The sequence below is a fragment of the Streptococcus sp. XMC genome (assembly GCF_021341835.1).
Classification (GTDB): Bacteria; Bacillota; Bacilli; order Lactobacillales; family Streptococcaceae; genus Streptococcus.
On the sequence record NZ_JAJTNQ010000001.1, the window covers coordinates 102,589 to 128,251 of the forward strand.

Genomic DNA, 25,663 nt, shown 5'->3' on the forward strand with positions numbered 1-25,663 from the left:
AATTTTTACATGCTATACTGGTTGAACACTAATCATTTTAAGGAGACAAATATGAAACAGAATTCTTCTGTAACAGGCGATAAACAAGTCGTCTATGCGATTCGTCGATTGAAAAATGGCGTTGGTTCGGTGGCGATTGCGACGAGTTTGGCCCTCTTAACAGCCTTTGCTGGTCCAGTCAGTGCGGATGAGGTGGTCAATCCCCCCGCAACAGCTTCAGAAGTGGTGGCAACCCCGTCAAATGAAGCAAGCACTTCTTCATCAGATGTGAAGCCAGCTGCGAACACTGAGACAAGTGAAACTCCAAAAGTGGCGGAAGAAAGTGTCACTGCGCCTGAAAATGTAAGCGCCCTCACTGAAGAGGTTGCTTCTCCTCAGTCTGAGAAGGCAGAGGAGCCGATTGCTGATCAGACCATCCGGATTCATGTGAAAAAGCTACCAGAAGAAAACAAGGAAACTCAGGGGCTCTGGACCTGGGATGATGTTGAAAAACCTTCGGAAAACTGGCCGACGGGTGCTCAATCCTTTAAGGATGCAAAGACAGATGACTACGGCTATTATCTAGATGTCAAGCTTAAAAATGATCAGGCTAAGAAGATTAGCTTCCTCATCAACAATGTTAAAGGGGACAATATCACAGGGGACAAGTCCATTGAATTACTCTCTCCAAAAATGAATGAAGCCTGGTTAGATGACAAATTTAAAGTCTATTCTTATCAGCCTCAAGCAGAGGGAATGGTCAGAGTCAATTATTATCGGACAGATGGAAATTATGACAAAAAATCTCTCTGGTATTGGGGAGATGTAGAGAATCCGAGCAGTGCTGCCTGGCCGGATGGGACAGATTTTACAGCGACAGGGAAATACGGTCGTTACATTGATATCCCCCTAAAGGAAGCTGCAAAAGAATTTGGTTTCTTATTATTGGATGAGAGTAAGTCTGGAGACGATGTGAAAATTCGACAAGAAGATTATAAATTTGCTGACTTGAAGAACCACAGCCAGATTTTCTTACGGGACGATGATCCGACTGTTTACACCAACCCATACTATGTCAACGATATCCGTATGACGGGTGCCCAACATGTCGGTAAGGAAAAGATTGAAGCCAGCTTCTCGACCTTGGCAGGGGCACAGAAAGAAGAATTGCTCAAGCGGACCAAGATCACGGATGCTCAGGGTAATCCAGTTACCATCTCGGACCTGCTTTTAGATGAAGCTGGAAAGAAAGTGACCTATACAGGGGATTTCTCTCAGGTTGATCAATCCTATACGGTTCAATACGACAATGACCGCTTTACAACTAAAATGAACTGGCGCCTCAAGGATGAAGCCTATAGCTATGATGGAACTCTCGGAGCTCATCTTCATGAAGGAGGGAAGAAGGTTGATCTCACCCTCTGGTCACCAAGTGCGGACAAGGTATCCGTTGTCATCTATGACAAGAACGATTCTGAAAAACTAGTTGGCCGTGTGGCTCTAGAAAAAGGGGAGCGAGGCACTTGGAAGCAGACCCTTTCTGCTGATTCAGGACTGGATATCCAAGATTATACGGGCTATTTCTACCAGTATGAAATCGAACGCCAAGGGAAAACCTTCACGGTCCTTGATCCGTATGCCAAATCGTTGGCGGCTTGGAATAGTGAATTGTCCAAGGCAGATGCGGTTCATAAGGTAGCAAAAGCAGCCTTTGTGGATCCAAGTAGATTAGGTCCGAGTGACTTAACCTATGCATCCATTCCAAACTTTAAGAAGCGGGAAGATGCTATCATCTATGAAGCTCATGTCCGCGACTTCACTTCTGATCCGGCTTTGGCATCAGAGCTTAAGAGTCAATTTGGGACCTTTGCTTCCTTTGTTGAAAAATTGGATTACCTTAAAGACCTTGGTGTAACCCACGTTCAACTCTTGCCAGTTCTATCTTATTACCACGTTAATGAATTGAAAAACAGCGAGCGCTTGTTAGAGTATGCATCGAGCAACAGCAATTACAACTGGGGTTATGATCCACAGAACTACTTTGCCTTAACAGGTATGTACTCAACAGATCCAAGCAATCCTCAAAAACGAATTGAAGAATTCAAGAATTTGGTCAATGAAATTCACAAGCGTGGAATGGGAGTCGTGCTTGACGTTGTCTATAACCATACAGCTAATGTGGACATCTTTGAAGATATCGAGCCAAATTACTACCATTTCATGGATGCGGACGGTACACCTCGGACAAGCTTTGGTGGTGGACGCTTAGGAACCACCCACTACATGTCCAAACGAGTCTTGGTCGATTCGATTAAGTATTTAGTGGATACCTACAAGGTGGACGGTTTCCGATTTGACATGATGGGTGATCATGATGCAGCCTCTATCGAAGAAGCCTACAAGGCAGCTCGTGCTCTAAATCCAAATCTCATCATGTTGGGTGAAGGCTGGGTGACCTATGCAGGTGATGAAAACAGTCCGGTACAACCAGCAGACCAATCCTGGATGAAGAAAACAGACACCGTTGCAGTATTCTCAGATGATGTTCGAAACAATCTAAAATCTGGCTACCCAAATGAGGGACAACCAGCCTTTATCACCAATGGAAAACGGAAGATTGCGACCATCTTCAAGAATCTCATCGCGCAACCAACCAACTTTGAGGCAGATAGCCCAGGTGATGTCATCCAATACATTGCGGCCCATGATAACTTGACCCTCTTTGATATTATCGCTCAGTCTATCAAGAAGGATCCTAGCATCCCAGCCAATAATGCAGAGATTCATCGTCGCTTGCGTCTCGGAAACCTGCTCGTTCTGACAGCTCAAGGAACACCGTTCCTTCATTCTGGTCAGGAATATGGTCGAACCAAGCAATTCAAGGATCCAGCTTACCGCACGCCTGTTACCGAAGACAAGGTTCCAAACAAATCTCATTTATTAGTAGATGAAAATGGAAAACCATTTGACTACCCTTACTTCATCCACGATTCTTATGACTCAAGCGATGCCATCAACCACTTTGATTGGGAAAAAGCAACCAATGAAGCCCTCTATCCAGAGAATACGCGCTCTCGCGCCTTCACCAAAGGATTGATTGCCCTTCGTAAGTCAACAGACGCCTTCCGCATGGATAATATGGAAGAAGTGAAGAACCGCGTCAAGCTCTTGACGATTCCAGGTGAGAATGGAGTTGAAGAAGAGGATCAGGTGATTGGCTACCAAATCACAGCAAGTAATGGAGAAGTATACTTGGTGTTAGTCAATGCGGATACCAAGGCGCGTGACTTTGCATTAGGAACGGACTTAGAACGCTTTAGAAAGGCGGATGTTCTAGTGGATGGTGAACGCGCAGGTGTGATCCATTTGACTGATCCAAAAGGAATTTCTTGGACAGAAACAGGACTTCGACTGGATGCATTAACGGCTACCGTTCTGCGACTTCCGGTTCAAGGTGCTTTTGTAGCTCCTGCAGTCTTGGAAAAACCAGAATATCTCCTAACAGAGCAAGATCTGATCCCTCAAGTTGATCCCCTATCTCATCAGGATCTAGATCAACCGATCAAAGATTTCATCGTCAAAGAAAAACCATCATCAGAGAAAACAGACGAGTTGCCTGCTACAGGAGAACAATCGTCTGGACTTGCTAGTCTTGCTGGCCTCTCCCTCTTGACAGGTCTTGGATTTGGCATGATGAAAAAAGGAAGAAAAGAAGAGTAGTTTCTTCTTCATCTAGGGTTTAAAATAGTTTATAAATCCAATAAAAATCAGCCCTTTTGGGCTGGTTTTTGTGATAGAATAGAGAAGAAGTCGAGTACTGTATTAATTCGTTTTGGGAGGCAACATGTCTACATCTTTCAAAGGAACCTTGATGACCGTGATTGCTGGGATTGCTTGGGGACTTTCTGGAGTCAGCGGGCAATATTTGATGGCACATGGTTTTTCGGCCATTATCTTGACCAATATTCGCCTGCTGATTGCAGGTGCCGTCCTCCTTCTCTTTGCCTATCTGTCTGATAAGGAGAAGTTTGTTGCCTTTTTTAAGGATAAAAGCTCTTATATCTCTTTGATTCTCTTCGCCTTTTTGGGCTTGCTATTGACTCAGTTGACCTATCTGATCGCTATTGCAGAAACCAATGCTGGAACTGCAACAGTGCTTCAATACGTTTGCCCAGTTGGTGTTTTAGCCTATACCTGCATCAAAGATCGCGTAGGGCCTACTGTCTCAGAGATTGCTTCCATGCTGTTAGCAATTGGGGGGACCTTCTTGATTGCAACCCATGGACAGTTGAATCAATTGGCTATTACGCCCAAGGGTCTAGGCTGGGGCTTGTTTTCGGCCTTTGCCTACGCTCTCTATATCATTTTACCCCTCAATTTAATCAAAAAATGGGGAAGCATGCTGGTTATTGGGGTCGGCATGCTCTTGCCAGGGATTCTCATGCTTCCTTTTAGTGGCTTGGTATCCTTTCAAGGACACTATTCTTCGGATAACCTCTGGGCCCTCTTTGGCTTGATTGTGTTAGGAACCATTTTTGCTTATACGGTCTTTCTTAAAGGAACTTCGATGGTCGGGGCGGTCAAGGGGAGTTTATTAGCTTCTATCGAGCCTATTTCCGCTGTATTTTTCGCCTATATGATTATGAACGATCAATTCTATGCGATTGATTTTATAGGGATGGGGATGATCCTGTTGGCAGTTCTTCTAATCTCTCTGAAAGACCTCATTATTCAAAAAGAAAAAGGAATTCTATAAAAAAGATGCTGGGTGTTTGCCCAACATCTTTTTTAGGTCATTTGCCAGAAATAGTCGATGATATATGTGAGACCATAAGTGTAGATGACCAGAGTAATCGGTTTACAGAGAATAATAATGGTCATATAGCGCTTAAAGGTCATATTGGTCAATCCAGCTAGCATGCAGAGAAAGTCCGCTGGACTGATGGGCCAGATCATCATGAAGATGAAGAAACGATCAAACCTCTTGCCTTCGTTGAGCCAGTTAATATATTTGTCGTAAGTCTTCTGGCTGACCATAGACTGGACAAATTTAGGCCCGTACATTCTCGCGAGGTGGAAAATGATGGCACAGCCAATGACGATGCCGATGTAATTGTAGATGGTCCCAATGATGTGGCCATAGATAAAGACACCAGCGACAGACGTAAGAGCGCCAGGAATAATAGGGACCACTGTTTGAAGGATCTGAAGAAAGATAAAGAGAGGTGGACCGAAGATCCCTGCTTGGAGAATAAAAGCCGACAAGGTTTCCTTGGATTGGAGGATGCCAGCAAAGTAGGCCCAGATACAGAAAGCAAGGGTTGCCAGGGCCCCAACGATGGAGGACCAATTGATGATTTTTTGGAGGAGAGGGGAGACCTCCCTCATTTTTTTTTCTTTTGTTATCATAACTCTTCCGCGTAGTTTTTTCTTCTACTATACCACGTTTTTGGAACTTTGTAACGATTTTGTCTATTTTAGGGAATATCAAAGAGATAGAATGGGTCCTCTTACAAAGGTGAGACAACGAAGCAAGTGCAAAATACGTCTATTTATGCTACAATGAAGAGAATATAAAAAATGGAGAAAAACGTGTCAATCGAAAATTACAAACCAGATTTTGCGGTGGAAGCAGCCTATGATCTCACCGTTGCAGACTTGAAAAAACAAGGTATTAAGGCAGTCCTTGTGGATTTGGATAACACCTTGATTGCTTGGAATAATCCGGATGGGACTCCTGAGATGCGCCAGTGGTTGCATGACCTTCGTGACGGAGGGATTCGGGTTATCGTGGTGTCTAATAATAGTCCCAAACGGGTCAAGCGCGCTGTTGAGAAATTTGATATTGACTATGAAGCCTGGTCGCTCAAGCCCTTTACTTTTGGGATTGATCGGGCTCTCAAACGTTTCCACTATGAGAAAAATGAAGTGGTCATGGTCGGGGATCAACTGATGACGGATATCCGGGCTGCCCATCGGGCGGGCATTCGTTCGATTTTGGTCAAACCTTTGGTTGAGCATGACTCCATCAAGACCCAGATCAACCGGGCGCGTGAACGCCGTGTCATGAAGCAAATGGCCGAAAAATATGGTCCGATTGTATATAAAAAAGGAATTTAAGAATGGAAGAATTATTCTGTATTGGCTGTGGAGCGCCCATTCAGACAGAAAACAAAGAGGGGCTAGGCTATACTCCCCAATCAGCTCTTGAAAAGGGCTTGGAAACAGGCGAAGTCTATTGCCAACGTTGTTTCCGTCTCCGTCACTACAATGAAATCACAGATGTGCATCTGACAGATGATGATTTCCTAAAGCTCCTTCACGAAGTAGGGGATAGTGATGCACTCGTGGTCAATGTAGTGGATATTTTTGATTTTAATGGATCCGTTATCCCTGGCCTACCACGCTTTGTAGCAGGAAATGATGTCCTTTTAGTCGGAAATAAAAAGGACATCTTGCCTAAGTCTGTCAAGGATAGCAAGGTGACCCATTGGTTGATGGAGCGGGCCCACGAAGAAGGCATGCGTCCTGTCGATGTGGTCCTCACCTCTGCCCAAAACAAGAGTGCTATCAAGGATTTGATGGAAAAGATTGAGCAGTACCGCAAGGGACGTGATGTCTATGTGGTGGGTGTGACAAACGTAGGGAAATCGACCCTCATCAATGCGATTATCCAAGAAATCACTGGAGACAAGGATATCATCACGACCTCTCGCTTCCCAGGGACGACACTGGACAAGATTGAAATCCCATTGGACGATGGATCCTACATCTACGATACACCGGGGATTATTCATCGCCACCAAATGGCTCATTACTTGACGGCAAAAAACCTCAAGTATGTCAGCCCTAAAAAGGAAATCAAACCCAAGACTTATCAGCTCAATCCAGAGCAAACCCTCTTCTTGGGTGGTCTGGGACGGTTTGACTTTATCAAGGGAGAAAAGCAAGGCTTCACCGCCTTCTTTGATAATGAACTCAAGCTTCACCGAACCAAGCTAGAAGGAGCGACCGCCTTTTATGACAAGCATGTCGGTGGCTTACTAACTCCTCCCAATAGCAAGGAAAAAGAAGAATTCCCACCTTTGATTTCCCATGAGTTTACCATCAAGGACAAGACAGACCTGGTCATTTCAGGCCTCGGCTGGATCCGCGTCAATGGAGAAGCCAAAGTAGCCGTCTGGGCACCAGAAGGCGTCGCCGTCGTTACCCGCAAAGCTATTATTTAAAAATTTGAAAGGAAATAGTTTCTTTATAGACTGGGCGAGTGCAACGAGCCTAGAAAGGATACTTTTCGCTGTGGTGAAAGCCTAAGTAGATATTTTACTACTTAGCCGCGGAAAATTTGAGGCTTTAGGCTCAAATTTAAGTCATGGAACTCCGCTAGGAGGTCGCTGACGACTGCCACCACATCAGAAAAGTATCAAAAAAGAAACCATGAAAAAAGCATGACATTAACATCCAAACAACGGGCTTTCCTCAACAGCCAAGCCCACAGCCTCAAACCCATTATCCAAATCGGGAAAAATGGGCTCAATGACCAAATCAAAACCAGTGTGCGCCAAGCGCTTGATGCGCGCGAACTGATCAAAGTGACCCTTCTTCAAAATACGGATGAGAATATCCATGAAGTAGCAGAAATCTTGGAAGAAGAAATTGGTGTGGATACAGTTCAAAAAATTGGACGCATCCTCATCTTATACAAACAATCAAGCAAAAAAGAAAACCGGAAGATTTCAGTCAAAGTAAAAGAAATCTAAGAGACACAGGAGAGCAGGTATATGGCCATTGAACTATTAACCCCCTTTACCAAGGTGGAGTTAGAGCCAGAGATCAAAGATAAGAAACGCAAACAAGTGGGAATCCTCGGAGGGAATTTCAATCCCGTCCATAATGCCCATCTTGTAGTTGCAGATCAAGTCCGCCAGCAATTAGGCTTGGACAAGGTTCTTCTCATGCCAGAATATGAGCCTCCGCATGTGGATAAAAAAGAAACCATAGATGAAGGTCATCGTCTGAAAATGCTCGAACTAGCCATTGATGGTATTGAAGGTCTGGAGATCGAGACGATTGAGCTAGAGCGTAAAGGGATCTCCTATACCTACGATACGATGAAGCTGCTCAATGAGCGAGACCCAGATACAGACTATTACTTTATCATTGGAGCGGATATGGTTGACTACCTGCCAAAATGGTATCGGATTGACGAATTAGTGGAGATGGTGCAGTTTGTCGGTGTTCAACGTCCCCGTTACAAGGCGGGAACCTCCTATCCTGTGATCTGGGTCGATGTTCCTCTTATGGACATCTCTTCTAGCATGGTGCGAGAGTTTATCGCCCAAGGTCGGACGCCCAATTTTATGTTGCCAAAGCCAGTATTGGACTACATCAAGAAAGAAGGTTTGTATTAATGACCTATGAAAACTATCTCGGCTTTTCTCGTGAAGTCTTACTTGAAAAAATGGGTCAAATCTTGCCAGAAAAACGGCTAACCCACTGTTTAGGGGTTGAGAAAGCTGCGCGTGACTTGGCCAAACGCTATGGGGCTGATGAAGAGCAGGCTGGACTAGCAGGTTTGTTGCATGACTATGCCAAGAAATTATCAGATCAGGAATTTCTCGATTTGATCGATCGCTATGAGCTGGATCCAACATTAAAAAATTGGGGCAATAATGTCTGGCATGGGATGGTTGGGATTTACAAGATCCAAGAAGATCTAGGACTGACAGATCCAGCCATTCTTCGGAGTATTGAGATTCACACCGTGGGAAGCGGACAGATGTCAACTTTAGACAAGATTATCTATGTGGCCGATTATATTGAGCACAACCGGGCTTTTCCGGGGGTAGAGCAAGCTCGTGACATCGCCCAAGTCTCCTTGGATCGTGCCGTGGCCTATGAGACGGCTCGCACAGTCGAACACTTGGCTCACCAAGGATTGCCCATTTATCCCCAAACCCTTGAAACCTATAACGCCTTTGTGAAGTATTTGAAAGAGGAGCAGTGAGTGAAGACAGCTTTTATCATTATCGATGTACAAAATATCTTAGTGGAAACAGGTTTTGAGACAGGAAAGCTCTTAGAGAAGATTGCTTATTTACAAGAACAGGCTAGAAAACAGCAGGTTGAAATTATCTACATACAGCATATCGAAACGCCAGAGGCTTTAGCCTCAGAAGATTGGCAATTATCGCCCCTGTTGAAAAGACAGGAGAATGAAAAGGTATTTCAGAAGCGATACAATAGCATGTTTAAAGAGACAGGATTAAAAGAATACTTGGATCAACAAGGGATTGAACAACTGGTCCTGTGTGGTATGCAGACAGAATATTGTGTCGATACATCCGTCAAAGTGGGATTTGAATACGGCTACAAGCTGGTCATTCCAGAAGGTGCTGTCACAACCTTTGATGGAGAGGATATCCCAGCAGAAACGCTCAATGAATTTTATGAGAATATTTGGGAAGAACGTTTTGCGGATGTCTTAGATTACAAATCAATTTTTTAAAGGAAGAGGATTACATGAAAGAAAAAGAACTACTTGAACTTGTTGTTAAAGCTGCCGATGAAAAGCGTGCAGAAGACATTGTCGCTTTGGATGTTCAAAGCTTGACCAGCGTGACAGATTACTTTGTCATCGCAAGCTCTATGAATAGCCGTCAGTTGGAGGCTATCGCTGAAAATATTCGCGAGAAGGTCGTTGAAGCTGGTGGCAATGCCAGCCACGTCGAAGGTGATTCAGCTGGAGGTTGGGTCCTTCTTGACTTAGGTGGTGTGGTGGTCCATGTCTTCTCAGAAGAAATGCGTACCCACTATAACCTAGAAAAGCTTTGGCACGAAGCAAGTGCTGTTGATCTTTCAGCAACCCTAGCATAAGCAGGTAAACTCAGTTGGTAGCAACTGAGTTTTGTTGGTTAAATTGAAATTCTATGGAAAGAAAGGATAGGGCCTTGTGTTTAGTTAGTTTGATAATTGAACACGAGCTAAAAGCTGTGAGAAAAAGATAAACTTCCTTTGTATCTGACGATACGGCAGAAAGTTTCCTATTTTCTCTATGCTTTTAAGGCTCTTTGTATCTTGATTTATGGCGACTTATGAAACATTTGCGGCGGTCTATGATGCGGTCATGGATGACAGTCTGTATGATTTGTGGACGGATTTTTCCCTCCGCCATCTCCCTAAAAGCAAGGATCGGAAAAAATTACTGGAATTGGCTTGTGGGACAGGAATTCAATCTGTTCGTTTTTCCCAAGCTGGATTTGATGTGACAGGGTTAGACCTGAGTGCTGACATGCTGAAAATTGCTGAAAAAAGAGCTACTTCAGCTAAGCAGAAGATTGATTTTATCGAGGGCAATATGCTGGACCTGTCGCAAGCAGGCACTTATGATTTCGTGACCTGCTACTCGGATTCTATCTGCTACATGCAGGACGAGGTAGAAGTAGGAGACGTCTTTAAGGAAGTCTATAATGTCCTCAATGAAGGCGGAGTCTTTATTTTTGATGTCCATTCGACCTACCAGACAGATGAGGTCTTCCCAGGCTATTCTTATCATGAAAATGCGGAAGACTTTGCCATGCTTTGGGATACCTACGAGGATGAAGCCCCCCACTCCATCGTCCATGAGCTGACCTTCTTTGTCCAAGAAGAGGATGGATCCTTTAGTCGCCACGATGAAGTTCATGAGGAACGCACTTATGAAGTTTTAACCTATGACATCTTATTGGAGCAGGCTGGCTTTAAATCTTTCAAATTGTATGCAGACTTTGAGGACAAAGAGCCAACAAAGACCAGCAAACGTTGGTTTTTTGTAGCACAGAAGTAGGACAGCATGACAGTTACAGGTATTATTGCAGAATTTAATCCCTTTCACAATGGACACAAGTACCTGCTGGAAAAGGCAGAAGGACTGAAAATCGTTGCCATGTCTGGGAATTTTGTCCAACGTGGTGAGCCTGCCATTGTAGACAAGTGGACACGGGCGCAGATGGCTTTGGAAGATGGAGCAGACCTGGTGGTCGAGCTCCCCTTTCTCGTGGCTGTTCAGTCAGCTGATCATTTTGCCAAGGGAGCGGTGGAGATTTTGTCCCGTCTGGGAATCGACCAATTGACCTTTGGGACAGAAGAGGTCATAGATTACCAAGCGATTGCGACTGTTTATTCGGAGAAAGCAAGGGAAATGGAAGCTTTCTTGCGAAGCCTTCCGGATGATTTATCCTATCCACAGAAGACCCAAAAAATGTGGGAAACCTTTGCTGGAGTGGAGTTCACAGGAGCTACTCCCAACCATATCCTGGGCTTGGCTTATGCCAAGGCTTGTGCTGGGAAGGGGATTGCGCTCAAGCCTATTCAACGCCAGGGTGCAGGCTACCATTCAGAAGAAAAAGAAGTGGCCTATGCTTCTGCCACTAGTCTACGCCTGCACAAGGAAGATCAGGATTTTGTCGCTAAATTCATGCCCAATAGCCAACTCTTTCAGTCGGCTCCACAGGTATCTTGGGAGGATTATGACCAACTGCTCCGTTATCAAATCCTAACCCATCCAGATCTGACACAGATTTTTCAAGTCAATGAGGAGCTGGCCCATCGGATAAAGGAGGCAGTTCGAAGTGCTAATTCTGTGGAAGAGTTGGTGGAGAAAGTCGCAACAAAGCGCTATACCAAGGCTCGTGTCCGTCGCATCTTGACCTACATCTTGGTAGGGGTGATGGATCAAGCTCTTCCCGATGCCATTCATGTCTTAGGATTTTCCGCAAAGGGACAAGCTCACCTCAAAGGCTTGAAAAAATCAGTAGAAATCGTGACTAGAATCGGTAAGGAACCTTGGGATGCCTTGACCCAGCAAGCGGATCAGGTGTATCAGCTAGGCCATCCCCAATTGCCAGAGCAGATCTGGGGTCGGGTGCCAGTGAGAGTGGAAGAATAGAAAGTCTGACGTAAATTTTTTCTGCCCACATTCACGTAAGGCAAGAAAGTGATGCTGCGCGGAAACAGTGTTTATCCATTGTCTAAAAATTTTTTTAGACAATGGATTTTTTGTTTTTGCCAAATTTAGAAACTTTTTACGAATAATTAAGTGGAGAGGGAAAAAACTTGTACAAGTTCCTGACAAGTTTTTATTTTTCATGTATAATAAAAGAAAAGAGGTAGAATGAGGTATGGTCATGGAAGCAGTCGTTTATTCAACATTCCGCAATCATTTGAAGGATTACATGAAGAAGGTGAATGATGAGTTTGAGCCTTTGACGGTAGTAAATAAGAATCCAGATGAAGATATTGTGGTCATCTCTAAGAGTGAGTGGGACAGCCTACAAGAAACCCTGAGACTAGCTCAGAACAAAGAATTGTCAGATAAGGTCTTGCGGGGCATGGCAGAAGTCCGAGCTGGTCAGGTTCAACTCCATGAGATTGAGGGGTAACAGATGTTACTCAAGTTTACAGAAGATGCCTGGAAGGATTATTGTTACTGGCAAAGTCAGGACAAAAAAACACTGAAGCGAATCAATACTCTTATCAAAGAGATCCAAAGGGATCCATTTGCAGGGATTGGTAAGCCTGAGCCCTTGAAATATGACTTTCAAGGAGCATGGTCGAGACGGATTGATGCAGAGAATCGCCTGATTTATATGCTAGATGAGTCAGGTGTCGCTTTTCTCTCTTTTAAAGACCATTACTAAGTTTCTAAAAGAGAGTCTTTTTTTATAGTTAAACTAGCTATTTAAAGTTTCCAACTCATAGAAAATTCGCATGAATTCCCCCGTTAAAAATAGAAAAATCTAGTCTAATGTGGACGATTTGTGATATAATGTTAAAGATTGAAAATAATATGAATCAAACACAAGGAGAATCCTCATGGGACGTAAATGGGCCAATATTGTAGCCAAGAAAACTGCCAAAGATGGCGCTAACTCAAAAGTATATGCGAAATTCGGAGTAGAAATCTATGTAGCCGCTAAAAAAGGTGAGCCAGATCCAGAATTGAATACTGCTTTGAAATTCGTTATCGACCGTGCCAAACAAGCGCAAGTGCCAAAACACGTAATTGATAAAGCAATCGATAAGGCAAAAGGAAACACAGACGAAACCTTTACAGAAGGACGTTACGAAGGGTTCGGACCAAATGGTTCCATGTTGATCGTTGATACCTTGACGTCAAACGTCAACCGTACAGCTGCCAATGTCCGTGCTGCCTTTGGTAAAAACGGTGGAAACATGGGAGCTTCTGGTTCTGTATCTTACCTCTTTGACAACAAGGGCGTTATCGTCTTTGCAGGTGATGATGCGGATGCCATCTTTGAGCTTTTGCTGGAAGCAGATGTGGATGTAGATGATGTCGAAGCAGAAGAAGGGACCATCACTGTTTACACTGCTCCAACTGACCTTCACAAAGCGATCGTTGCTTTGCGTGAATCTGGTATCGAAGAATTCCAAGTAACCGAATTGGAAATGATTCCTCAATCAGAAGTTGAGTTGTCAGGTGAAGATTTGGAAACCTTTGAAAAACTCTACAGCGTTCTTGAAGATGATGAGGACGTGCAAAAAATCTATACTAACGTAGATGGATTCTAATAGAAATAGACCTTTGAAGATAATTTCTTCAAAGGTTTTTTTCTTGAGGTTTGGCATTTTTAGGAAGGAAGGCAGAGGACACAACAATGATGATATAGTCCCTGGCTATAACTGAGAGAAAAAAATAGGAATTAGACGAATAGGGGAGGCAGTGATAGAATAGAACTATGCTAGAAAGGGGACGAAAAATGGTATCATTTTCCTATGAACATCTAGTGCCCATTCGGCATTACGTGCATCAGCATCCAGAGTTATCTGGACAAGAATACCAAACCACAGCTTATCTCAAAGCCTATTTGGAAAAGCTAGGTGTACGCATTTTAAACAGTGGATTAAAGACAGGTCTGATTGCTGAAATCGGAAGCGGTAAACCAGTCATTGCCCTTCGCGCAGATATTGATGCCCTTCCAATTCAGGAGAACACGGGTCTCGACTACCAAAGTCAAAACCCTGGTGTCATGCATACCTGTGGTCATGATTTCCATCAGGTTAGCCTATTAGGGGCTGCAGAAGTCCTAAAAGGTATGGAAACAGACTTAAAGGGAACGGTTCGGTTAATCTTTCAGCCGGCTGAGGAGACTTCTGAAGGAGCATCTGCGGTATTAGCGACCGGGCTCCTAGAGGATGTACAGGCCATCCTTGGATTTCACAACATGCCGTCATTGCCTGCGGGTCAGTTGGCCTTGCGTCCAGGCGCCATGATGGCAGGAGTTGAAAAGTTCAAGGTGACTGTCACTGGGGTGAGCAGTCATGCAGCTCGACCGGATCTCGGTTTGGATACGGTTGTAGCGATTACTAGTATGGTCCAGCAGTTGCAGACCTTGGTCTCCCGTACGGTTTCGCCATTTGAGACAGCTGTCCTATCGGTGACCCATATCGAAGCTGGTTCAACCTGGAATGTTCTTCCCAAGTCTGGTTACTTTGAAGGAACTATTCGAACCTTTAATCCGGATCTCCAGAGACGCCTTAAGGCGGATTTCATTCGTGTTATCGAACAGATCTCTAACAGCACGGGAGTCATGGTCCAATTTGATTGGGGCAAGACACCACCGGTTACCTATAATGATAAGGCTTTGGCTAAAAAAGTCTTTCGTTGGTCCAAGTCTTTTGCAGAAGTTGTCGAGGCCCAACCATCGACAGCGGGTGAAGATTTTGCTTTTTATCAAGAGAAAATCCCAGGAGTCTTTGCTTTTATCGGATCCAATGGTGCAGCAGATGCACCGGATCTCCACCATGATAGCATGGTCATAGATGATGCTGCTTTTGCAGTATCAGTTCCATATTACGTAGAAAATGCCCTCGCTTTACTGGAAAAATTTTCAACCAAATGAGACGTGATAGATAAAACCTATCACCGTCATAAAGAAAATATAATACCCAAGAGTCAGGAATTTTGATATGATGGAAAAAGCTGTTTTTTAAAGAGGAATAAACAATTTTAGTGAAAAAGGAGAACAAATGAAATTGAATAAATTTATCAAATGTGTTGGTTTGAGCCTTGTGGGCTTAGCAGCAGTTGGGACTTTGGTAGCCTGCTCATCAAAGTCATCAAGTAAATCAAGTGGAAAACGGACCATTGAAGTCGCAACGGTTGGAACAACCAAACCCTTCACCTATGATAAGGACGGGGAATTGACTGGTTATGAAATCGAAGTCATGCGTGAAATCTTCAAAGGATCAGATAAGTATGAAATCAACTTTAATAAGACAGAATGGTCTTCTATCTTTGCTGGATTAGACGGCGATCGTTACCAAATCGGTGTCAGCAACCTTAGCTACGATAAAAAACGTGCGGAAAAATACTTGTACCCAAATCCATACGCAAAGAACCCAGTGGTCTTAGTGGTTCGCAAAGATTCAGGAATCAAGTCACTGGATGATATCGGTGGCAAGTCTACAGAAGTCATCCAAGGAACTTCTACAGCGAAACAATTGGAAGCTTACAATGAAGAGCACAAGGACAATCCAACAGAGCTCAAATATACAGATGGAACCATCCAATCTATTCTTGCTAATTTGAGCGATGGACGTTCAGATTATAAGATTTTTGAACGTTTGACAGTTGAAGCCTTGATCAAGGACCAAGGGTTGGATAATTTGGAAGTGATTGAACTTCCAAGTGATCAACAACCATACGTATACCCAATCCTTGCCAAAGGTGAGAAAGAATTAGAAACCTTCGTCAACAAACGGATCAAAGAGTTGTACGAAGATGGGACGCTTGAAAAATTGTCTAAGAAGTATTTTGGTGGAACCTACCTTCCAGAAGCTTCTGATATTAAATAAGGTTTTTTAAAAACATCATAAGGAGAAAGAATATGAAATTAACAAAACTTTTTGGTGTAGCAGCTCTTGCTACCGTTGCAACCTTTGCCTTAGCAGCATGTGGGTCTTCAAAATCATCTAAATCATCTGATAAAGATGGTGTGACAACTGTTAAAGTTGGGGTGATGAGCTTAAGTGATACAGAAGAAGCTCGTTGGAAAGAAGTGCAAAAAAACTTGGATGATGCAAAAGCAAACATCAAGTTGGAATTCACTGAGTTTACAGACTATTCTCAACCAAACCAAGCTGTTCGCGATGGGGATGTGGATATCAACGCTTTCCAACATTACAACTACCTTGAAAACTGGAACAAAGAAAACAGCGCAGACCTAGTTTCTGTAGCAGATACTTACATTGCGCCAATCCGTCTTTACTCTGGTACTAAAGATGGGAAGAACAAATATACAGATGTAAAAGACATTCCTGAAAAAGGAACCATTGCAGTACCAAACGATCCAACAAACGAAAGCCGTGCTTTGTATGTATTGGAATCAGCTGGTTTGATCAAGTTGGATACAAAAGATGGGGAATTGGCTACCATCAGCAACATCAAAGACAATCCAAAGAACTTGACAATTTCTGAGTTGGACGCTTCTCAAACAGCTTCTTCACTTCCATCAGTTGATGCAGCAATCATCAATAACACCTTTGTTCGTGAAGCAGGTATTGATTACAAGAAAGCTCTCTTTGTAGAAAAAGCAAACAGCAACTCTAAACAATGGTACAACTTGATTGCAGCTAAGAAAGATTGGAAATCATCTGATAAAGCGAAAGCAATCGAAGCCATTATTAAAGCCTACCATACTGATAACGTGAAGAAAGTCATCGAAGAATCTTCAGACGGTATGGACCAACCAGTTTGGTAATTGAGAGGATGAATAGAGAGGTGGAGAAGGTTTTCTCTACCTCTTATCGTGTATAGTAGGAGGAAATGATGTCCAATCCAAGAGAGACAGAACAAATACGCAAATTTGAAAATGATGAGGTGGCTCAGCATTATTTTGAAGTCCTGAGGACTCTCATTTCCAAGCGGTCCATCTTTGCCCAGCAGATTGGCTTAAAGGAAGTGGCGACCTATTTGGGAGAAATTTTCACAGCAGCAGGAGCTAAGGTAACTGTGGATGACAGTTACACAGCGCCATTTGTCATTGCTAAATTTGTTTCACCCAATCCGGATGCCAAGACCATCATTTTCTACAACCATTACGATACTGTTCCAGCAGATGGCGACCAACCTTGGACGAGTGATCCTTTTACGCTGTCGGTCCATTACGGGACCATGTATGGTCGAGGGGTAGATGATGACAAGGGGCATATTACAGCACGGTTAACGGCTATTCGAAAATATATCCGTGAGAATGGCGACCTGCCAGTCAACATTACCTTTATCATCGAAGGAGCAGAAGAATCTGCTTCGACCGACCTGGACAAGTATCTAGCCAAACACAAAAAACACTTGCGTGGGGCAGATCTCTTAGTCTGGGAACAAGGGACTCGTAACCAACAAGGGGAACTGGAAATCTCCGGTGGCAACAAGGGGATTGTGACCTTTGACATGGTGGTCAAAAGTGCAGATGTGGATATCCATTCCAGCTATGGTGGGGTGGTGGAGTCAGCATCCTGGTATCTGCTCAATGCTTTGTCCAGCCTTCGAGATAAAGACGGTCGCATCTTGGTGGATGGCCTCTATGATTTGATTGAGGAGCCTAACGAGCGGGAATTGGCCTTGATTGACCGTTATGCCAATAAGACAGCAAACGATGTGACTGAGATTTACAATCTCCAATTGCCTATCTTGAAAGAGGAACGCAGTGAGTTCTTGAAACGATTTTATTTTGAACCAGCCATGAACATTGAAGGCTTGGGGACAGGCTATCAGGGTCAAGGAGTCAAAACCATTCTACCTGCAGAAGCTCGAGCCAAGATGGAAGTTCGGTTGGTGCCTGGCTTGGAACCCAAACAAGTCTTAGAATTGATTCGTGCTCAGTTGGATAAAAATGGCTTTGAGAAGATTGATCTCGTCTATACACTAGGGGAAATGAGTTATCGGAGCGATATGAGTGCGCCTTCCATTCTCAATGTCATTGATCTGGCCAAACGCTTTTATCCAGAAGGGGTCTGTGTCCTTCCAACAACTGCAGGCACTGGTCCCATGCATACGGTCTTTGAGGCCTTGCAAGTTCCTATGGCTGCCTTTGGAATCGGAAATGCCAATAGTCGAGATCATGGTGGGGATGAGAATGTGAAAATTGCTGACTACTATACCCATATTGAATTAATTAAGGAGTTAATCACAAGTTATGAGTAAAGAAATTATCAAATTGGACCATATCGATGTTACCTTTCATCAGAAAAAACGGGAAATTGTAGCCGTGAAGGATGTGACCATTCATATCAATGAAGGGGATATTTACGGGATTGTTGGTTATTCTGGAGCAGGGAAATCAACTCTTGTACGGGTCATCAATCTCTTGCAAGTACCGTCAGCAGGTACTATCACTGTAGATGGCGATGTCATCTATCAAGACCAGGTGACGTTGAATGCTGCGGCTTTACGCCAAAAACGTCGGGACATTGGTATGATTTTCCAACATTTCAATCTAATGGCCCAAATGACCGCTGCTGAAAACGTGGCTTTTGCCCTCAAACATTCAGACTTATCTAAAGAGCAAAAGGCTGAAAAAGTAGCCAAGTTGTTGGAACTAGTTGGTCTGTCAGATCGGGCGGACAACTATCCTGCTCAATTGTCAGGTGGACAAAAACAACGGGTGGCGATTGCGCGTGCGCTCGCCAACGATCCAAAGATTTTGATTTCTGACGAATCAACATCCGCCCTAGATCCAAAAACGACCAAACAAATCCTTGCTCTTCTGCAAGAGCTGAATCAGAAGTTGGGCTTGACAGTGGTCTTGATTACCCATGAAATGCAGATCGTTAAAGACATTGCCAATCGAGTGGCTGTCATGCAAAATGGTGAATTGATTGAAGAAGGCTCTGTTTTAGACATCTTCTCTAATCCTAAGAATGAATTGACACAAGACTTCATCACAACTGCAACAGGAATCGAGGAAGCTATGGTGAAAATCAACCAGCAACAAATTGTTAAGAAATTGCCGGCTGATTCTGTTTTGGCCCATTTGAAATATTCTGGTTCGGTGACAGACACAGCGATTATCAACGATATTTATAAACAGTACCAAGTGTCTGCTAATATTCTACACGGAAACATTGAAATTTTGGATCATACCCCTGTTGGTGAGTTGGTTGTTATCCTTACTGGGGAAGCAGCGAATCTAACTGCAGCACAGCGGGATCTACAAGCAGCAGGTGTTTCTGTGCGTGTCTTAAAAGAAGGGAGTAATGCATGATTGACTTTATTCAAACCTATCTACCAAATGTTTACCGGATGGGCTGGAGTGGCCAAGCTGGATGGGGAACAGCGATTTATCTGACCCTTTACATGACCTTTATCTCTTTTGTGATTGGTGGTTTATTGGGACTCATTGCAGGATTATTATTAGTCTTGACAGCACCTGGTGGGATTATCGAGAATAAATTGGTTTTCCATATCTTGGATAAAATCACGTCCATCTTCCGTGCCATTCCTTTTATCATCTTGCTAGCCTTGATCAATCCCTTTACTCGTATGATTGTCGGAACTGGGATTGGTCCTACGGCGGCCTTAGTTCCCCTATCTTTAGCTGTCTTTCCTTTCTTTGCCCGCCAAGTCCAAGTTGTTTTGTCTGAATTGGACCGTGGGGTGATTGAAGCAGCTCAAGCTAGTGGGGCAACCTTTTGGGATATTGTTGGTGTCTACCTTCGTGAAGGACTTCCTGATTTGATTCGTGTCACAACCGTGACCCTCATTTCCTTGGTTGGTGAAACAGCCATGGCGGGTGCGATTGGAGCAGGTGGTCTCGGAAACGTGGCTATTTCATATGGTTACCAACGCTTTAATAATGACGTTACCTTGCTAGCAACCTTCTTGATTCTGCTGTTGATCTTCTTTATTCAATTTATTGGTGATTTCTTAACCAAAAAAATTAGTCACCGATGAGGACGGGTAAGGTAAATAAAAATGATACAGAAACATCAGTTTAAGCAGGTTGCAGCCTTTGCAGGCTTGTATTTTCTTGCCATTGGATTAGGCGTCCTACTGGGAAGTCTGGTTGACAATCGAGGAAACATGTTTTATGCTCCAGCCTTCTCCGCCCTAGTTGGTGGAGGGATCTATCGAGTCTATGTTGAAAAAATTCAACGAACAGGAGCCATTCTAGTAGTCGCTCTTGTGATTGGTTCTTTTTTCCTTTTCACCCGTCATGGAGCTGGAGCCTTTCTTCCTGCTGTTGTTGGAGGTCTTTTGGCCGAATTGGTCGCAGCCCGTGGACACTACCAGTCGAAGTTAGGCAATGCCTTGTCTTTCCTCCTCTTTTCCTTTACGACGACAGGGCCCATTCTGATGATGTGGATCCAACCGGCTAGTTACCGTGCTTCTTTACAAGCACGTGGGAAAACGATGGATTATATTGAACGCGTTATGGTACCGTCGAATATGGAGACAGTAAGCTGGTTTTTATTGACCCTTCTTCTTGGAGCTCTACTAGGTTATCTTCTTGGACAATTGGTCTATCAAAAGCTAGATAGAAAATAACATGATGGAGAAGAAATATGCACAATAATTTACTAGTCCTTCAGTCAGACTTTGGTCTGGTGGATGGGGCTGTCTCTGCTATGATCGGGGTTGCTTTAGAGGAATCACCAACCCTCAAGATTCACCACTTGACTCATGATATTACCCCTTATAATATCTTTGAAGGAAGTTACCGCCTCTTTCAGACGGTGGACTACTGGCCAGAAGGGACAACCTTTGTATCGGTCGTCGATCCAGGTGTCGGCTCTAAACGAAAGAGCGTTGTAGCCAAAACAGCGAAGAATCAATACATTGTCACTCCGGATAATGGAACCCTATCTTTCATCAAGAAACATGTAGGGATTGTTGCTATCCGTGAGATTTCAGAGGTCAAAAACCGCCGGGCCAATACAGAGTTTTCTTATACCTTTCACGGGCGTGATGTCTATGCCTATACAGGAGCTAAGTTAGCCAGTGGGCATATCAGCTTTGAGGAAGTAGGGCCAGAACTTAGTGTCGAACACATTGTGGAAATTCCGGTGGTGGAGACTGTTATAGAGGACAATCTTGTCAAAGGAGCCGTTGACATCTTGGATGTGCGCTTTGGTTCTCTTTGGACCTCGATTACTCGGGAAGAATTCAATCATTTGGAACCTGCATTTGGAGAGCGCTTTGAAGTAACCATTTATAACAATGACATGCTGGTTTACCAAAACCAAGTGACCTATGGTAAGTCCTTCGCCGATGTGCGGATTGGACAGCCAATCCTTTATATCAATTCCCTCTACCGTGTTGGTCTTGCCATCAACCAGGGATCCTTTGCCAAGGCCTATAATGTAGGAGTTGGGGCTTCTTGGCATATTGAAATTAGAAAAATGGAAAATTAATAGGAGATAAAAAATGAAACAAAAACAAGCTTTTTCAATTAAGGATGTTGTAGCTATTGGGGTTGGAGCAGCCCTCTTTGTGGTCATTGCGATGATTCCAATTCCGGCACCTGCTCCAAATACAAACATTCAGTTGCAATACGCTCTTCAAGCCCTCTTTAGTGTGATTTTTGGTCCAATTGTTGGTTTCTTGATGGGCTTAATCGGTCATGCTATTAAGGATGCCATGACCTATGGCCTCTGGTGGACTTGGATTATTTCTAGTGGCTTGTTTGGTCTCTTTGTTGGTATCTTCCGCAAACAAATCGGTAACCTCAAAGGAGAAGTGACCAAGAAAGAATTGATCGTCTTTAACGTTGTTCAAGTCATTGCCAACTTGCTTATTTGGGGATTGATTGCACCGATTGGAGATGTGATGATCTACAAAGAAAGTGCCAACAAGGTCTTCCTTCAGGGAGTTGTAGCAGGTTCTGTTAATGCTTTGACAGTTGCTATTGCAGGTTCTCTTCTCTTGATTGCCTATGCCCGTACCCAAACAAAAGATGGAAGTTTATCTAAAGATTAATCGTAAATAAGAAGAGAAGAGAGAGGGACAGAAATCGGTCATTCGTTAGAATTCGATTTCGTCGTCCCACCTCCGCACAGTTGAGTAGGGCTGTAAAAGCTGATGAAATCAGCGTAGTAGAGCCCACTCAACCACTGCGTCTTGCTCGACAATCCAAAGATAATTGAGAGGCTAGGACTTTTGTCCCAGCCTCTTTTTTTGTTTATCAAAAATATTTTTTACAAAATGTAAGATATATGTTGCAAAATATAAAATATAGTGTATAATAGAGTTATAAAAACAAGAAAGGAAAAGCCTGTGGCGAAAAATCTCAAATTGAAAATGGCCCGGGTCGAGCATGATATGACCCAGGGAGATCTTGCAGATGCCATCGGGGTGACACGCCAGACCATTGGCCTGATCGAGGCAGGGAAGTACAATCCGACCCTCAGCCTCTGCCTTGCTATTTGTAAGACCTTGGATAAGACGCTGGATCAACTGTTCTGGGAGTAACAGTTTTAACAATAGAAAGAGGAAACATATGAAACAAAAGAAAGAACCAATTGTAAAAGATGAACGGACCATGCTGCTTGATGGAAAAATTGCAGGGGAACTTGTTTTAGGAATGACCTGCTTTATCGCCTTATCAGCCTTTGTGAAAGCTAGTATTCTGGACTTAGCCCTAGTAGCCTATATGCCCGAACTTATTCTCTTGATTGTCATGGGAGTTTATGCCTTTGTGAGAAGGATTAGCTCAGGGATCGACATTCGAGATATGTTAGAAAAAGATAGCTGGTTCAGCCGAATTGGGGCAGGCGTCTTATTTGCCTTATTTGTGATCGCAACAGATGTGATTGGGAAGCGCGAAACGGTGAGCTTTATGTTCAGTCCCAAGTATCTGCTCAAAATCGTCCTTGCCATTTTAGTCTTTGCCCTTTTGACTTACCTGTTAGAGAAACCACTTGCTGTTATCAATCGGAAAAAACAAAAGAAGATCGAGGCAGAGTTAGAGGACTAAGGGGAGAGCTTAAAAAGTTATTTAAGAATTTGTATAAAAGCCTGGAATTCCAGGCTTCAGATTGAAGACAAAGTCATATTAAAAAACTTTCCTTAGGTGAGTACGGACGTCAGCGAACTTCTTCGAAGTTCCAAGACTAATTATTGAGCCAAAGGTCTCAATAATTCCGAGTGCCTGAAACGTTATTGTTTCAGGCACTTTTCTCACAGCGGAAAGTTTTGGTATTTTTTTGAATCGATTTAAAAATTGGAACTCATTTTTATTTCTTTGCAGAATCGCTTAACTTATTTTACTTTAAAATAGTTTGTCTACATTCTAAAGTCTGGCCCCCAGGCTTTTATTTTTCAGTCAAATAAATTGCATTCGTTTTCTCGGGAGAGTATACTGGTATAGTTGAATGAAAAATTCTGATAATTTAATCTTAGAAAAGAGAATCTTATGGCAAAACCTATTCGTGTTTTACTTTACTATAAATATGTTCCCATCGAAAACGCAGAACAATTTGCGGCTGATCACTTGGCTTTTTGTAAATCAATTGGCCTCAAAGGACGTATCCTAGTTGCTGATGAAGGAATCAACGGAACCGTTTCTGGTGATTACGAAACAACGCAAAAATACATGGACTATGTTCACAGCCTTCCTGGTATGGAAGACCTCTGGTTCAAGATTGATGAGGAAGAAGAGCAAGCTTTCAAGAAGATGTTTGTACGATATAAGAAAGAGATTGTCCACCTTGGATTAGAGGATGATAACTTCGATAACGATATCAATCCCCTTGAAACGACAGGTGCTTACTTGTCTCCAAAAGAATTTAAAGAAGCTCTTCTAGACGAGGATACAGTTGTCCTTGATACTCGTAACGACTATGAGTACGATCTTGGACACTTCCGTGGCGCTATTCGTCCAGATATCCGCAATTTCCGTGAGTTGCCACAATGGGTCCGTGATAACAAGGAAAAATTCATGGACAAGCGTGTCGTAGTTTACTGTACAGGTGGTGTCCGTTGTGAGAAATTCTCAGGCTGGATGGTGCGTGAAGGCTACAAAGATGTTGGTCAATTGCACGGCGGAATTACAACCTACGGAAAAGACCCAGAAGTTCAAGGAGAGCTGTGGGATGGTAAAATGTACGTCTTTGACGAGCGGATTGCTGTCGATGTCAACCATGTTGATCCAAGCGTTGTCGGAAAAGACTGGTTTGATGGAACACCATGTGAACGCTATGTCAACTGTGGAAATCCTTTCTGTAACCGTCGCATCTTGACTTCAGAAGAAAATGAAGACAAGTACATCCGTGGTTGCTCACATGAGTGCCGTGTTCATCCACGCAATCGCTATGTAGAAGAACACAACTTGTCACAAGAAGAGGTTGCTGAGCGTTTGGCCGTTATCGGTGAGACGCTTGATGGAACTCTTGCATAAGTTAAAAACAGCCTTTTGGCTGTTTTTTTCTATGGAAAGTCGTGAAAATTTGTGCTATAATTTGGTAAGCGATTACAAAAAAGGAGAAAACAAATGTCAGTTGTGTTTTCAATTCGAAATAAAAAGAGTATGTTTGGCTATCAAAAAGTGATGCCAGCTAAAGATGTATTAAATTTGGTGGAAGGAGTTCTTACCTACAGTTTTGAGGAAGCCATGCTTGGTCGCTCTCTCAAAGATTTTCCAGCCATGATGTGTATCCGCTATGGCAAGAGTTGCTTGCCCATCATCCTTCGTTATCTGGATCAAGAGCATGCTTATCAATTCATCCTAGCAGATTTTGCCACCCTTGAAGATTGGCGACTCATCTTGGAATGGCTCAGTGCCCTAGCTCGCCAGTTGGGGAATGAGATTCACGATAATTTGGGAACCAGCTATGACGCAGATTCTATTTTCTCTTTTGACTATGAGAACTATTTGCTGAAGAATCTACAGAATCTAGAAAAAGATCCAGACCTTCATCAATATCAGCTTCAGGGATTTGCTCATCCTGTAATTTTAGATCGTGAGCTCCTTCGTAAAATCCTAGACTCCGCTCAACCTTTAGAGGAGTTCAGTCAAGTGGTTAAAAAGGTACAATACAGCTCCGCCTTCTTTAGTCAAGTTCGTTTCTACCGTCAGAACGAAACGGGAGGCATTATTGGCAGTTACAGTCTAACAGAAGATACGGATACTGTCTTGCCACGAGTGCCTTTTGTTCCAGCAGAGTTTGTAGAGAAGGTCAATATGGATGAAGTTATCGACTGGAAAGTGAACCTAGTGGAAATCACGGGAAATCCTGATATGCCAGAGAGTTATAAGCCGGTGGCTGCTGTGAATTTAGAAGCCCTACTGGATGCTTTGGACTCGAGTGAATTTGAATTGTTGGATGCCAATCAAATTGAAATTAAAAAATTGTCCAAAGAACGCTTGTTGCAATTAGCCCAACTCTAATAAAAAAACAGTTCATTTGAACTGTTTCAGATTGAAGACAAAGTAATTTTAAAAACTTTCCTTAGGTGAGAGCGGACGTCAGCGAACTTTTACGAAGTTCCATGACTAATTATTGAGCCTAAGGTCTCAATAATTCCGAGTGCCTGAAATAACTGTGATTAAGGCACTTTTCTCACAGCGGAAAGTTTTCTATATTCTTAAATGACTAAAAAATATAAATTATTTTATGAAAATTATCTAGCTGTTTTATGTAAAAAAGTAGTTTGTCTACATTCAAAAAGTTCTCAGTGTTGAGAACT

Annotated in this window: 28 protein-coding genes; 27 read left to right on the top strand and 1 reads right to left on the bottom strand. The window is 43.2% G+C overall.

Annotated elements, in window-relative coordinates; all coding sequences use genetic code 11:
• The first annotated feature begins 51 nt into the window (after positions 1–51).
• A complete protein-coding gene (locus tag LXO72_RS00425) occupies positions 52–3,699 on the top strand; it encodes a pullulanase (protein ID WP_233331214.1) in 3,648 nt (1,215 codons plus the stop codon).
• 124 nt (positions 3,700–3,823) lie between these two features.
• Positions 3,824–4,735 (top strand): DMT family transporter, encoded by a 912-nt coding sequence (locus LXO72_RS00430; RefSeq protein WP_233331215.1) that lies wholly within the window; start codon positions 3,824–3,826, stop codon positions 4,733–4,735.
• Positions 4,736–4,767: 32 nt separating this feature from the next.
• Here LXO72_RS00430 and LXO72_RS00435 read toward each other — a convergent pair whose 3' ends face one another.
• Complete coding sequence (locus tag LXO72_RS00435; protein WP_061454661.1) at positions 4,768–5,388, bottom strand: TVP38/TMEM64 family protein; 621 nt, start codon at positions 5,386–5,388, stop codon at positions 4,768–4,770.
• Between the two features lie 183 nt (positions 5,389–5,571).
• Between LXO72_RS00435 and LXO72_RS00440 the strand changes: the two genes are divergently transcribed.
• The 25 genes from LXO72_RS00440 to LXO72_RS00560 all read left to right on the top strand — a co-directional run bounded on the left by LXO72_RS00440 (position 5,572) and on the right by LXO72_RS00560 (position 25,364).
• Positions 5,572–6,099 carry a YqeG family HAD IIIA-type phosphatase gene (locus LXO72_RS00440; protein ID WP_045759146.1) on the top strand — a complete coding sequence of 176 codons (528 nt, stop codon included), beginning with the start codon at positions 5,572–5,574 and terminating at the stop codon, positions 6,097–6,099.
• A gap of 2 nt (positions 6,100–6,101) precedes the next feature.
• Complete coding sequence (yqeH, locus tag LXO72_RS00445; protein ID WP_031575855.1) at positions 6,102–7,208, top strand: ribosome biogenesis GTPase YqeH; 1,107 nt, start codon at positions 6,102–6,104, stop codon at positions 7,206–7,208.
• A gap of 219 nt (positions 7,209–7,427) precedes the next feature.
• On the top strand, positions 7,428–7,739 hold the full coding sequence (yhbY, locus tag LXO72_RS00450; protein ID WP_006595720.1) for a ribosome assembly RNA-binding protein YhbY: 312 nt from the start codon (positions 7,428–7,430) through the stop codon (positions 7,737–7,739).
• Between the two features lie 21 nt (positions 7,740–7,760).
• Complete coding sequence (locus LXO72_RS00455) at positions 7,761–8,390, top strand: nicotinate-nucleotide adenylyltransferase (RefSeq protein ID WP_129270137.1); 630 nt, start codon at positions 7,761–7,763, stop codon at positions 8,388–8,390.
• Positions 8,390–8,986 carry a bis(5'-nucleosyl)-tetraphosphatase (symmetrical) YqeK gene (gene yqeK, locus LXO72_RS00460; RefSeq protein WP_233331216.1) on the top strand — a complete coding sequence of 199 codons (597 nt, stop codon included), beginning with the start codon at positions 8,390–8,392 and terminating at the stop codon, positions 8,984–8,986. Before LXO72_RS00455 ends, yqeK begins: the two co-directional genes overlap by 1 nt.
• Positions 8,987–9,487, top strand: coding sequence for a cysteine hydrolase family protein (locus LXO72_RS00465; protein WP_233331217.1), 501 nt, complete (start codon positions 8,987–8,989; stop codon positions 9,485–9,487).
• 14 nt (positions 9,488–9,501) lie between these two features.
• On the top strand, positions 9,502–9,855 hold the full coding sequence (gene rsfS, locus LXO72_RS00470) for a ribosome silencing factor (protein WP_129270143.1): 354 nt from the start codon (positions 9,502–9,504) through the stop codon (positions 9,853–9,855).
• Between the two features lie 208 nt (positions 9,856–10,063).
• Positions 10,064–10,804, top strand: a complete 741-nt coding sequence (locus tag LXO72_RS00475) for a class I SAM-dependent DNA methyltransferase (protein ID WP_233331218.1) — start codon at positions 10,064–10,066, stop codon at positions 10,802–10,804.
• A gap of 6 nt (positions 10,805–10,810) precedes the next feature.
• A complete protein-coding gene (locus LXO72_RS00480; RefSeq protein ID WP_233331219.1) occupies positions 10,811–11,905 on the top strand; it encodes a nucleotidyltransferase in 1,095 nt (364 codons plus the stop codon).
• A 238-nt stretch (positions 11,906–12,143) separates the two neighbouring features.
• Positions 12,144–12,398 (top strand): type II toxin-antitoxin system Phd/YefM family antitoxin, encoded by a 255-nt coding sequence (locus tag LXO72_RS00485; protein ID WP_003014291.1) that lies wholly within the window; start codon positions 12,144–12,146, stop codon positions 12,396–12,398.
• Between the two features lie 3 nt (positions 12,399–12,401).
• Positions 12,402–12,656 (top strand): Txe/YoeB family addiction module toxin, encoded by a 255-nt coding sequence (locus LXO72_RS00490; protein WP_013903192.1) that lies wholly within the window; start codon positions 12,402–12,404, stop codon positions 12,654–12,656.
• Between the two features lie 175 nt (positions 12,657–12,831).
• Positions 12,832–13,548, top strand: coding sequence for a YebC/PmpR family DNA-binding transcriptional regulator (locus LXO72_RS00495; RefSeq protein ID WP_006146163.1), 717 nt, complete (start codon positions 12,832–12,834; stop codon positions 13,546–13,548).
• Between the two features lie 188 nt (positions 13,549–13,736).
• Complete coding sequence (locus LXO72_RS00500) at positions 13,737–14,879, top strand: amidohydrolase (protein WP_233331220.1); 1,143 nt, start codon at positions 13,737–13,739, stop codon at positions 14,877–14,879.
• 127 nt (positions 14,880–15,006) lie between these two features.
• A complete protein-coding gene (locus tag LXO72_RS00505) occupies positions 15,007–15,834 on the top strand; it encodes an amino acid ABC transporter substrate-binding protein (RefSeq protein WP_233331221.1) in 828 nt (275 codons plus the stop codon).
• 32 nt (positions 15,835–15,866) lie between these two features.
• The gene (locus tag LXO72_RS00510; RefSeq protein ID WP_135782720.1) at positions 15,867–16,739 is read left to right on the top strand and encodes a MetQ/NlpA family ABC transporter substrate-binding protein; all 873 of its coding nucleotides are present in this window, start codon (positions 15,867–15,869) and stop codon (positions 16,737–16,739) included.
• Positions 16,740–16,807: 68 nt separating this feature from the next.
• Positions 16,808–18,181 (top strand): M20/M25/M40 family metallo-hydrolase, encoded by a 1,374-nt coding sequence (locus LXO72_RS00515; protein ID WP_117744608.1) that lies wholly within the window; start codon positions 16,808–16,810, stop codon positions 18,179–18,181.
• On the top strand, positions 18,174–19,241 hold the full coding sequence (locus tag LXO72_RS00520; protein ID WP_195348050.1) for a methionine ABC transporter ATP-binding protein: 1,068 nt from the start codon (positions 18,174–18,176) through the stop codon (positions 19,239–19,241). Before LXO72_RS00515 ends, LXO72_RS00520 begins: the two co-directional genes overlap by 8 nt.
• Complete coding sequence (locus LXO72_RS00525) at positions 19,238–19,930, top strand: methionine ABC transporter permease (RefSeq protein WP_006595735.1); 693 nt, start codon at positions 19,238–19,240, stop codon at positions 19,928–19,930. The genes LXO72_RS00520 and LXO72_RS00525 overlap by 4 nt, the downstream gene beginning before the upstream one ends.
• Positions 19,931–19,945: 15 nt before the next feature.
• Complete coding sequence (locus LXO72_RS00530) at positions 19,946–20,524, top strand: MptD family putative ECF transporter S component (protein WP_042507479.1); 579 nt, start codon at positions 19,946–19,948, stop codon at positions 20,522–20,524.
• Between the two features lie 17 nt (positions 20,525–20,541).
• Positions 20,542–21,390 carry an SAM hydrolase/SAM-dependent halogenase family protein gene (locus tag LXO72_RS00535; protein ID WP_023024179.1) on the top strand — a complete coding sequence of 283 codons (849 nt, stop codon included), beginning with the start codon at positions 20,542–20,544 and terminating at the stop codon, positions 21,388–21,390.
• 13 nt (positions 21,391–21,403) lie between these two features.
• The gene (locus LXO72_RS00540; RefSeq protein WP_233331222.1) at positions 21,404–21,955 is read left to right on the top strand and encodes an ECF-type riboflavin transporter substrate-binding protein; all 552 of its coding nucleotides are present in this window, start codon (positions 21,404–21,406) and stop codon (positions 21,953–21,955) included.
• 297 nt (positions 21,956–22,252) lie between these two features.
• A complete protein-coding gene (locus LXO72_RS00545; protein ID WP_003005328.1) occupies positions 22,253–22,447 on the top strand; it encodes a helix-turn-helix transcriptional regulator in 195 nt (64 codons plus the stop codon).
• 28 nt (positions 22,448–22,475) lie between these two features.
• Positions 22,476–22,952, top strand: coding sequence for a DUF6773 family protein (locus tag LXO72_RS00550; RefSeq protein WP_233331223.1), 477 nt, complete (start codon positions 22,476–22,478; stop codon positions 22,950–22,952).
• A gap of 438 nt (positions 22,953–23,390) precedes the next feature.
• Positions 23,391–24,374: an oxygen-dependent tRNA uridine(34) hydroxylase TrhO gene (gene trhO, locus LXO72_RS00555; RefSeq protein ID WP_233331224.1), complete on the top strand. Its 984-nt coding sequence runs from the start codon at positions 23,391–23,393 to the stop codon at positions 24,372–24,374.
• 93 nt (positions 24,375–24,467) lie between these two features.
• Positions 24,468–25,364, top strand: coding sequence for a DUF4299 family protein (locus LXO72_RS00560; RefSeq protein ID WP_233331225.1), 897 nt, complete (start codon positions 24,468–24,470; stop codon positions 25,362–25,364).
• The last annotated feature ends 299 nt before the right edge of the window (positions 25,365–25,663 follow it).

Coding starts and splice junctions, on each gene's coding strand:
- LXO72_RS00425 (WP_233331214.1), top strand. CDS start 52: ATGAAACAGAATTCTTCTGTAACAGGCGATAAACAAGTCGTCTATGCG.
- LXO72_RS00430 (WP_233331215.1), top strand. CDS start 3,824: ATGTCTACATCTTTCAAAGGAACCTTGATGACCGTGATTGCTGGGATT.
- LXO72_RS00435 (WP_061454661.1), bottom strand. CDS start 5,388: ATGATAACAAAAGAAAAAAAAATGAGGGAGGTCTCCCCTCTCCTCCAA.
- yqeH (WP_031575855.1), top strand. CDS start 6,102: ATGGAAGAATTATTCTGTATTGGCTGTGGAGCGCCCATTCAGACAGAA.
- yhbY (WP_006595720.1), top strand. CDS start 7,428: ATGACATTAACATCCAAACAACGGGCTTTCCTCAACAGCCAAGCCCAC.
- LXO72_RS00455 (WP_129270137.1), top strand. CDS start 7,761: ATGGCCATTGAACTATTAACCCCCTTTACCAAGGTGGAGTTAGAGCCA.
- yqeK (WP_233331216.1), top strand. CDS start 8,390: ATGACCTATGAAAACTATCTCGGCTTTTCTCGTGAAGTCTTACTTGAA.
- rsfS (WP_129270143.1), top strand. CDS start 9,502: ATGAAAGAAAAAGAACTACTTGAACTTGTTGTTAAAGCTGCCGATGAA.
- LXO72_RS00475 (WP_233331218.1), top strand. CDS start 10,064: ATGGCGACTTATGAAACATTTGCGGCGGTCTATGATGCGGTCATGGAT.
- LXO72_RS00480 (WP_233331219.1), top strand. CDS start 10,811: ATGACAGTTACAGGTATTATTGCAGAATTTAATCCCTTTCACAATGGA.
- LXO72_RS00485 (WP_003014291.1), top strand. CDS start 12,144: ATGGAAGCAGTCGTTTATTCAACATTCCGCAATCATTTGAAGGATTAC.
- LXO72_RS00490 (WP_013903192.1), top strand. CDS start 12,402: ATGTTACTCAAGTTTACAGAAGATGCCTGGAAGGATTATTGTTACTGG.
- LXO72_RS00495 (WP_006146163.1), top strand. CDS start 12,832: ATGGGACGTAAATGGGCCAATATTGTAGCCAAGAAAACTGCCAAAGAT.
- LXO72_RS00500 (WP_233331220.1), top strand. CDS start 13,737: ATGGTATCATTTTCCTATGAACATCTAGTGCCCATTCGGCATTACGTG.
- LXO72_RS00505 (WP_233331221.1), top strand. CDS start 15,007: ATGAAATTGAATAAATTTATCAAATGTGTTGGTTTGAGCCTTGTGGGC.
- LXO72_RS00510 (WP_135782720.1), top strand. CDS start 15,867: ATGAAATTAACAAAACTTTTTGGTGTAGCAGCTCTTGCTACCGTTGCA.
- LXO72_RS00515 (WP_117744608.1), top strand. CDS start 16,808: ATGTCCAATCCAAGAGAGACAGAACAAATACGCAAATTTGAAAATGAT.
- LXO72_RS00520 (WP_195348050.1), top strand. CDS start 18,174: ATGAGTAAAGAAATTATCAAATTGGACCATATCGATGTTACCTTTCAT.
- LXO72_RS00525 (WP_006595735.1), top strand. CDS start 19,238: ATGATTGACTTTATTCAAACCTATCTACCAAATGTTTACCGGATGGGC.
- LXO72_RS00535 (WP_023024179.1), top strand. CDS start 20,542: ATGCACAATAATTTACTAGTCCTTCAGTCAGACTTTGGTCTGGTGGAT.
- LXO72_RS00540 (WP_233331222.1), top strand. CDS start 21,404: ATGAAACAAAAACAAGCTTTTTCAATTAAGGATGTTGTAGCTATTGGG.
- LXO72_RS00550 (WP_233331223.1), top strand. CDS start 22,476: ATGAAACAAAAGAAAGAACCAATTGTAAAAGATGAACGGACCATGCTG.
- trhO (WP_233331224.1), top strand. CDS start 23,391: ATGGCAAAACCTATTCGTGTTTTACTTTACTATAAATATGTTCCCATC.
- LXO72_RS00560 (WP_233331225.1), top strand. CDS start 24,468: ATGTCAGTTGTGTTTTCAATTCGAAATAAAAAGAGTATGTTTGGCTAT.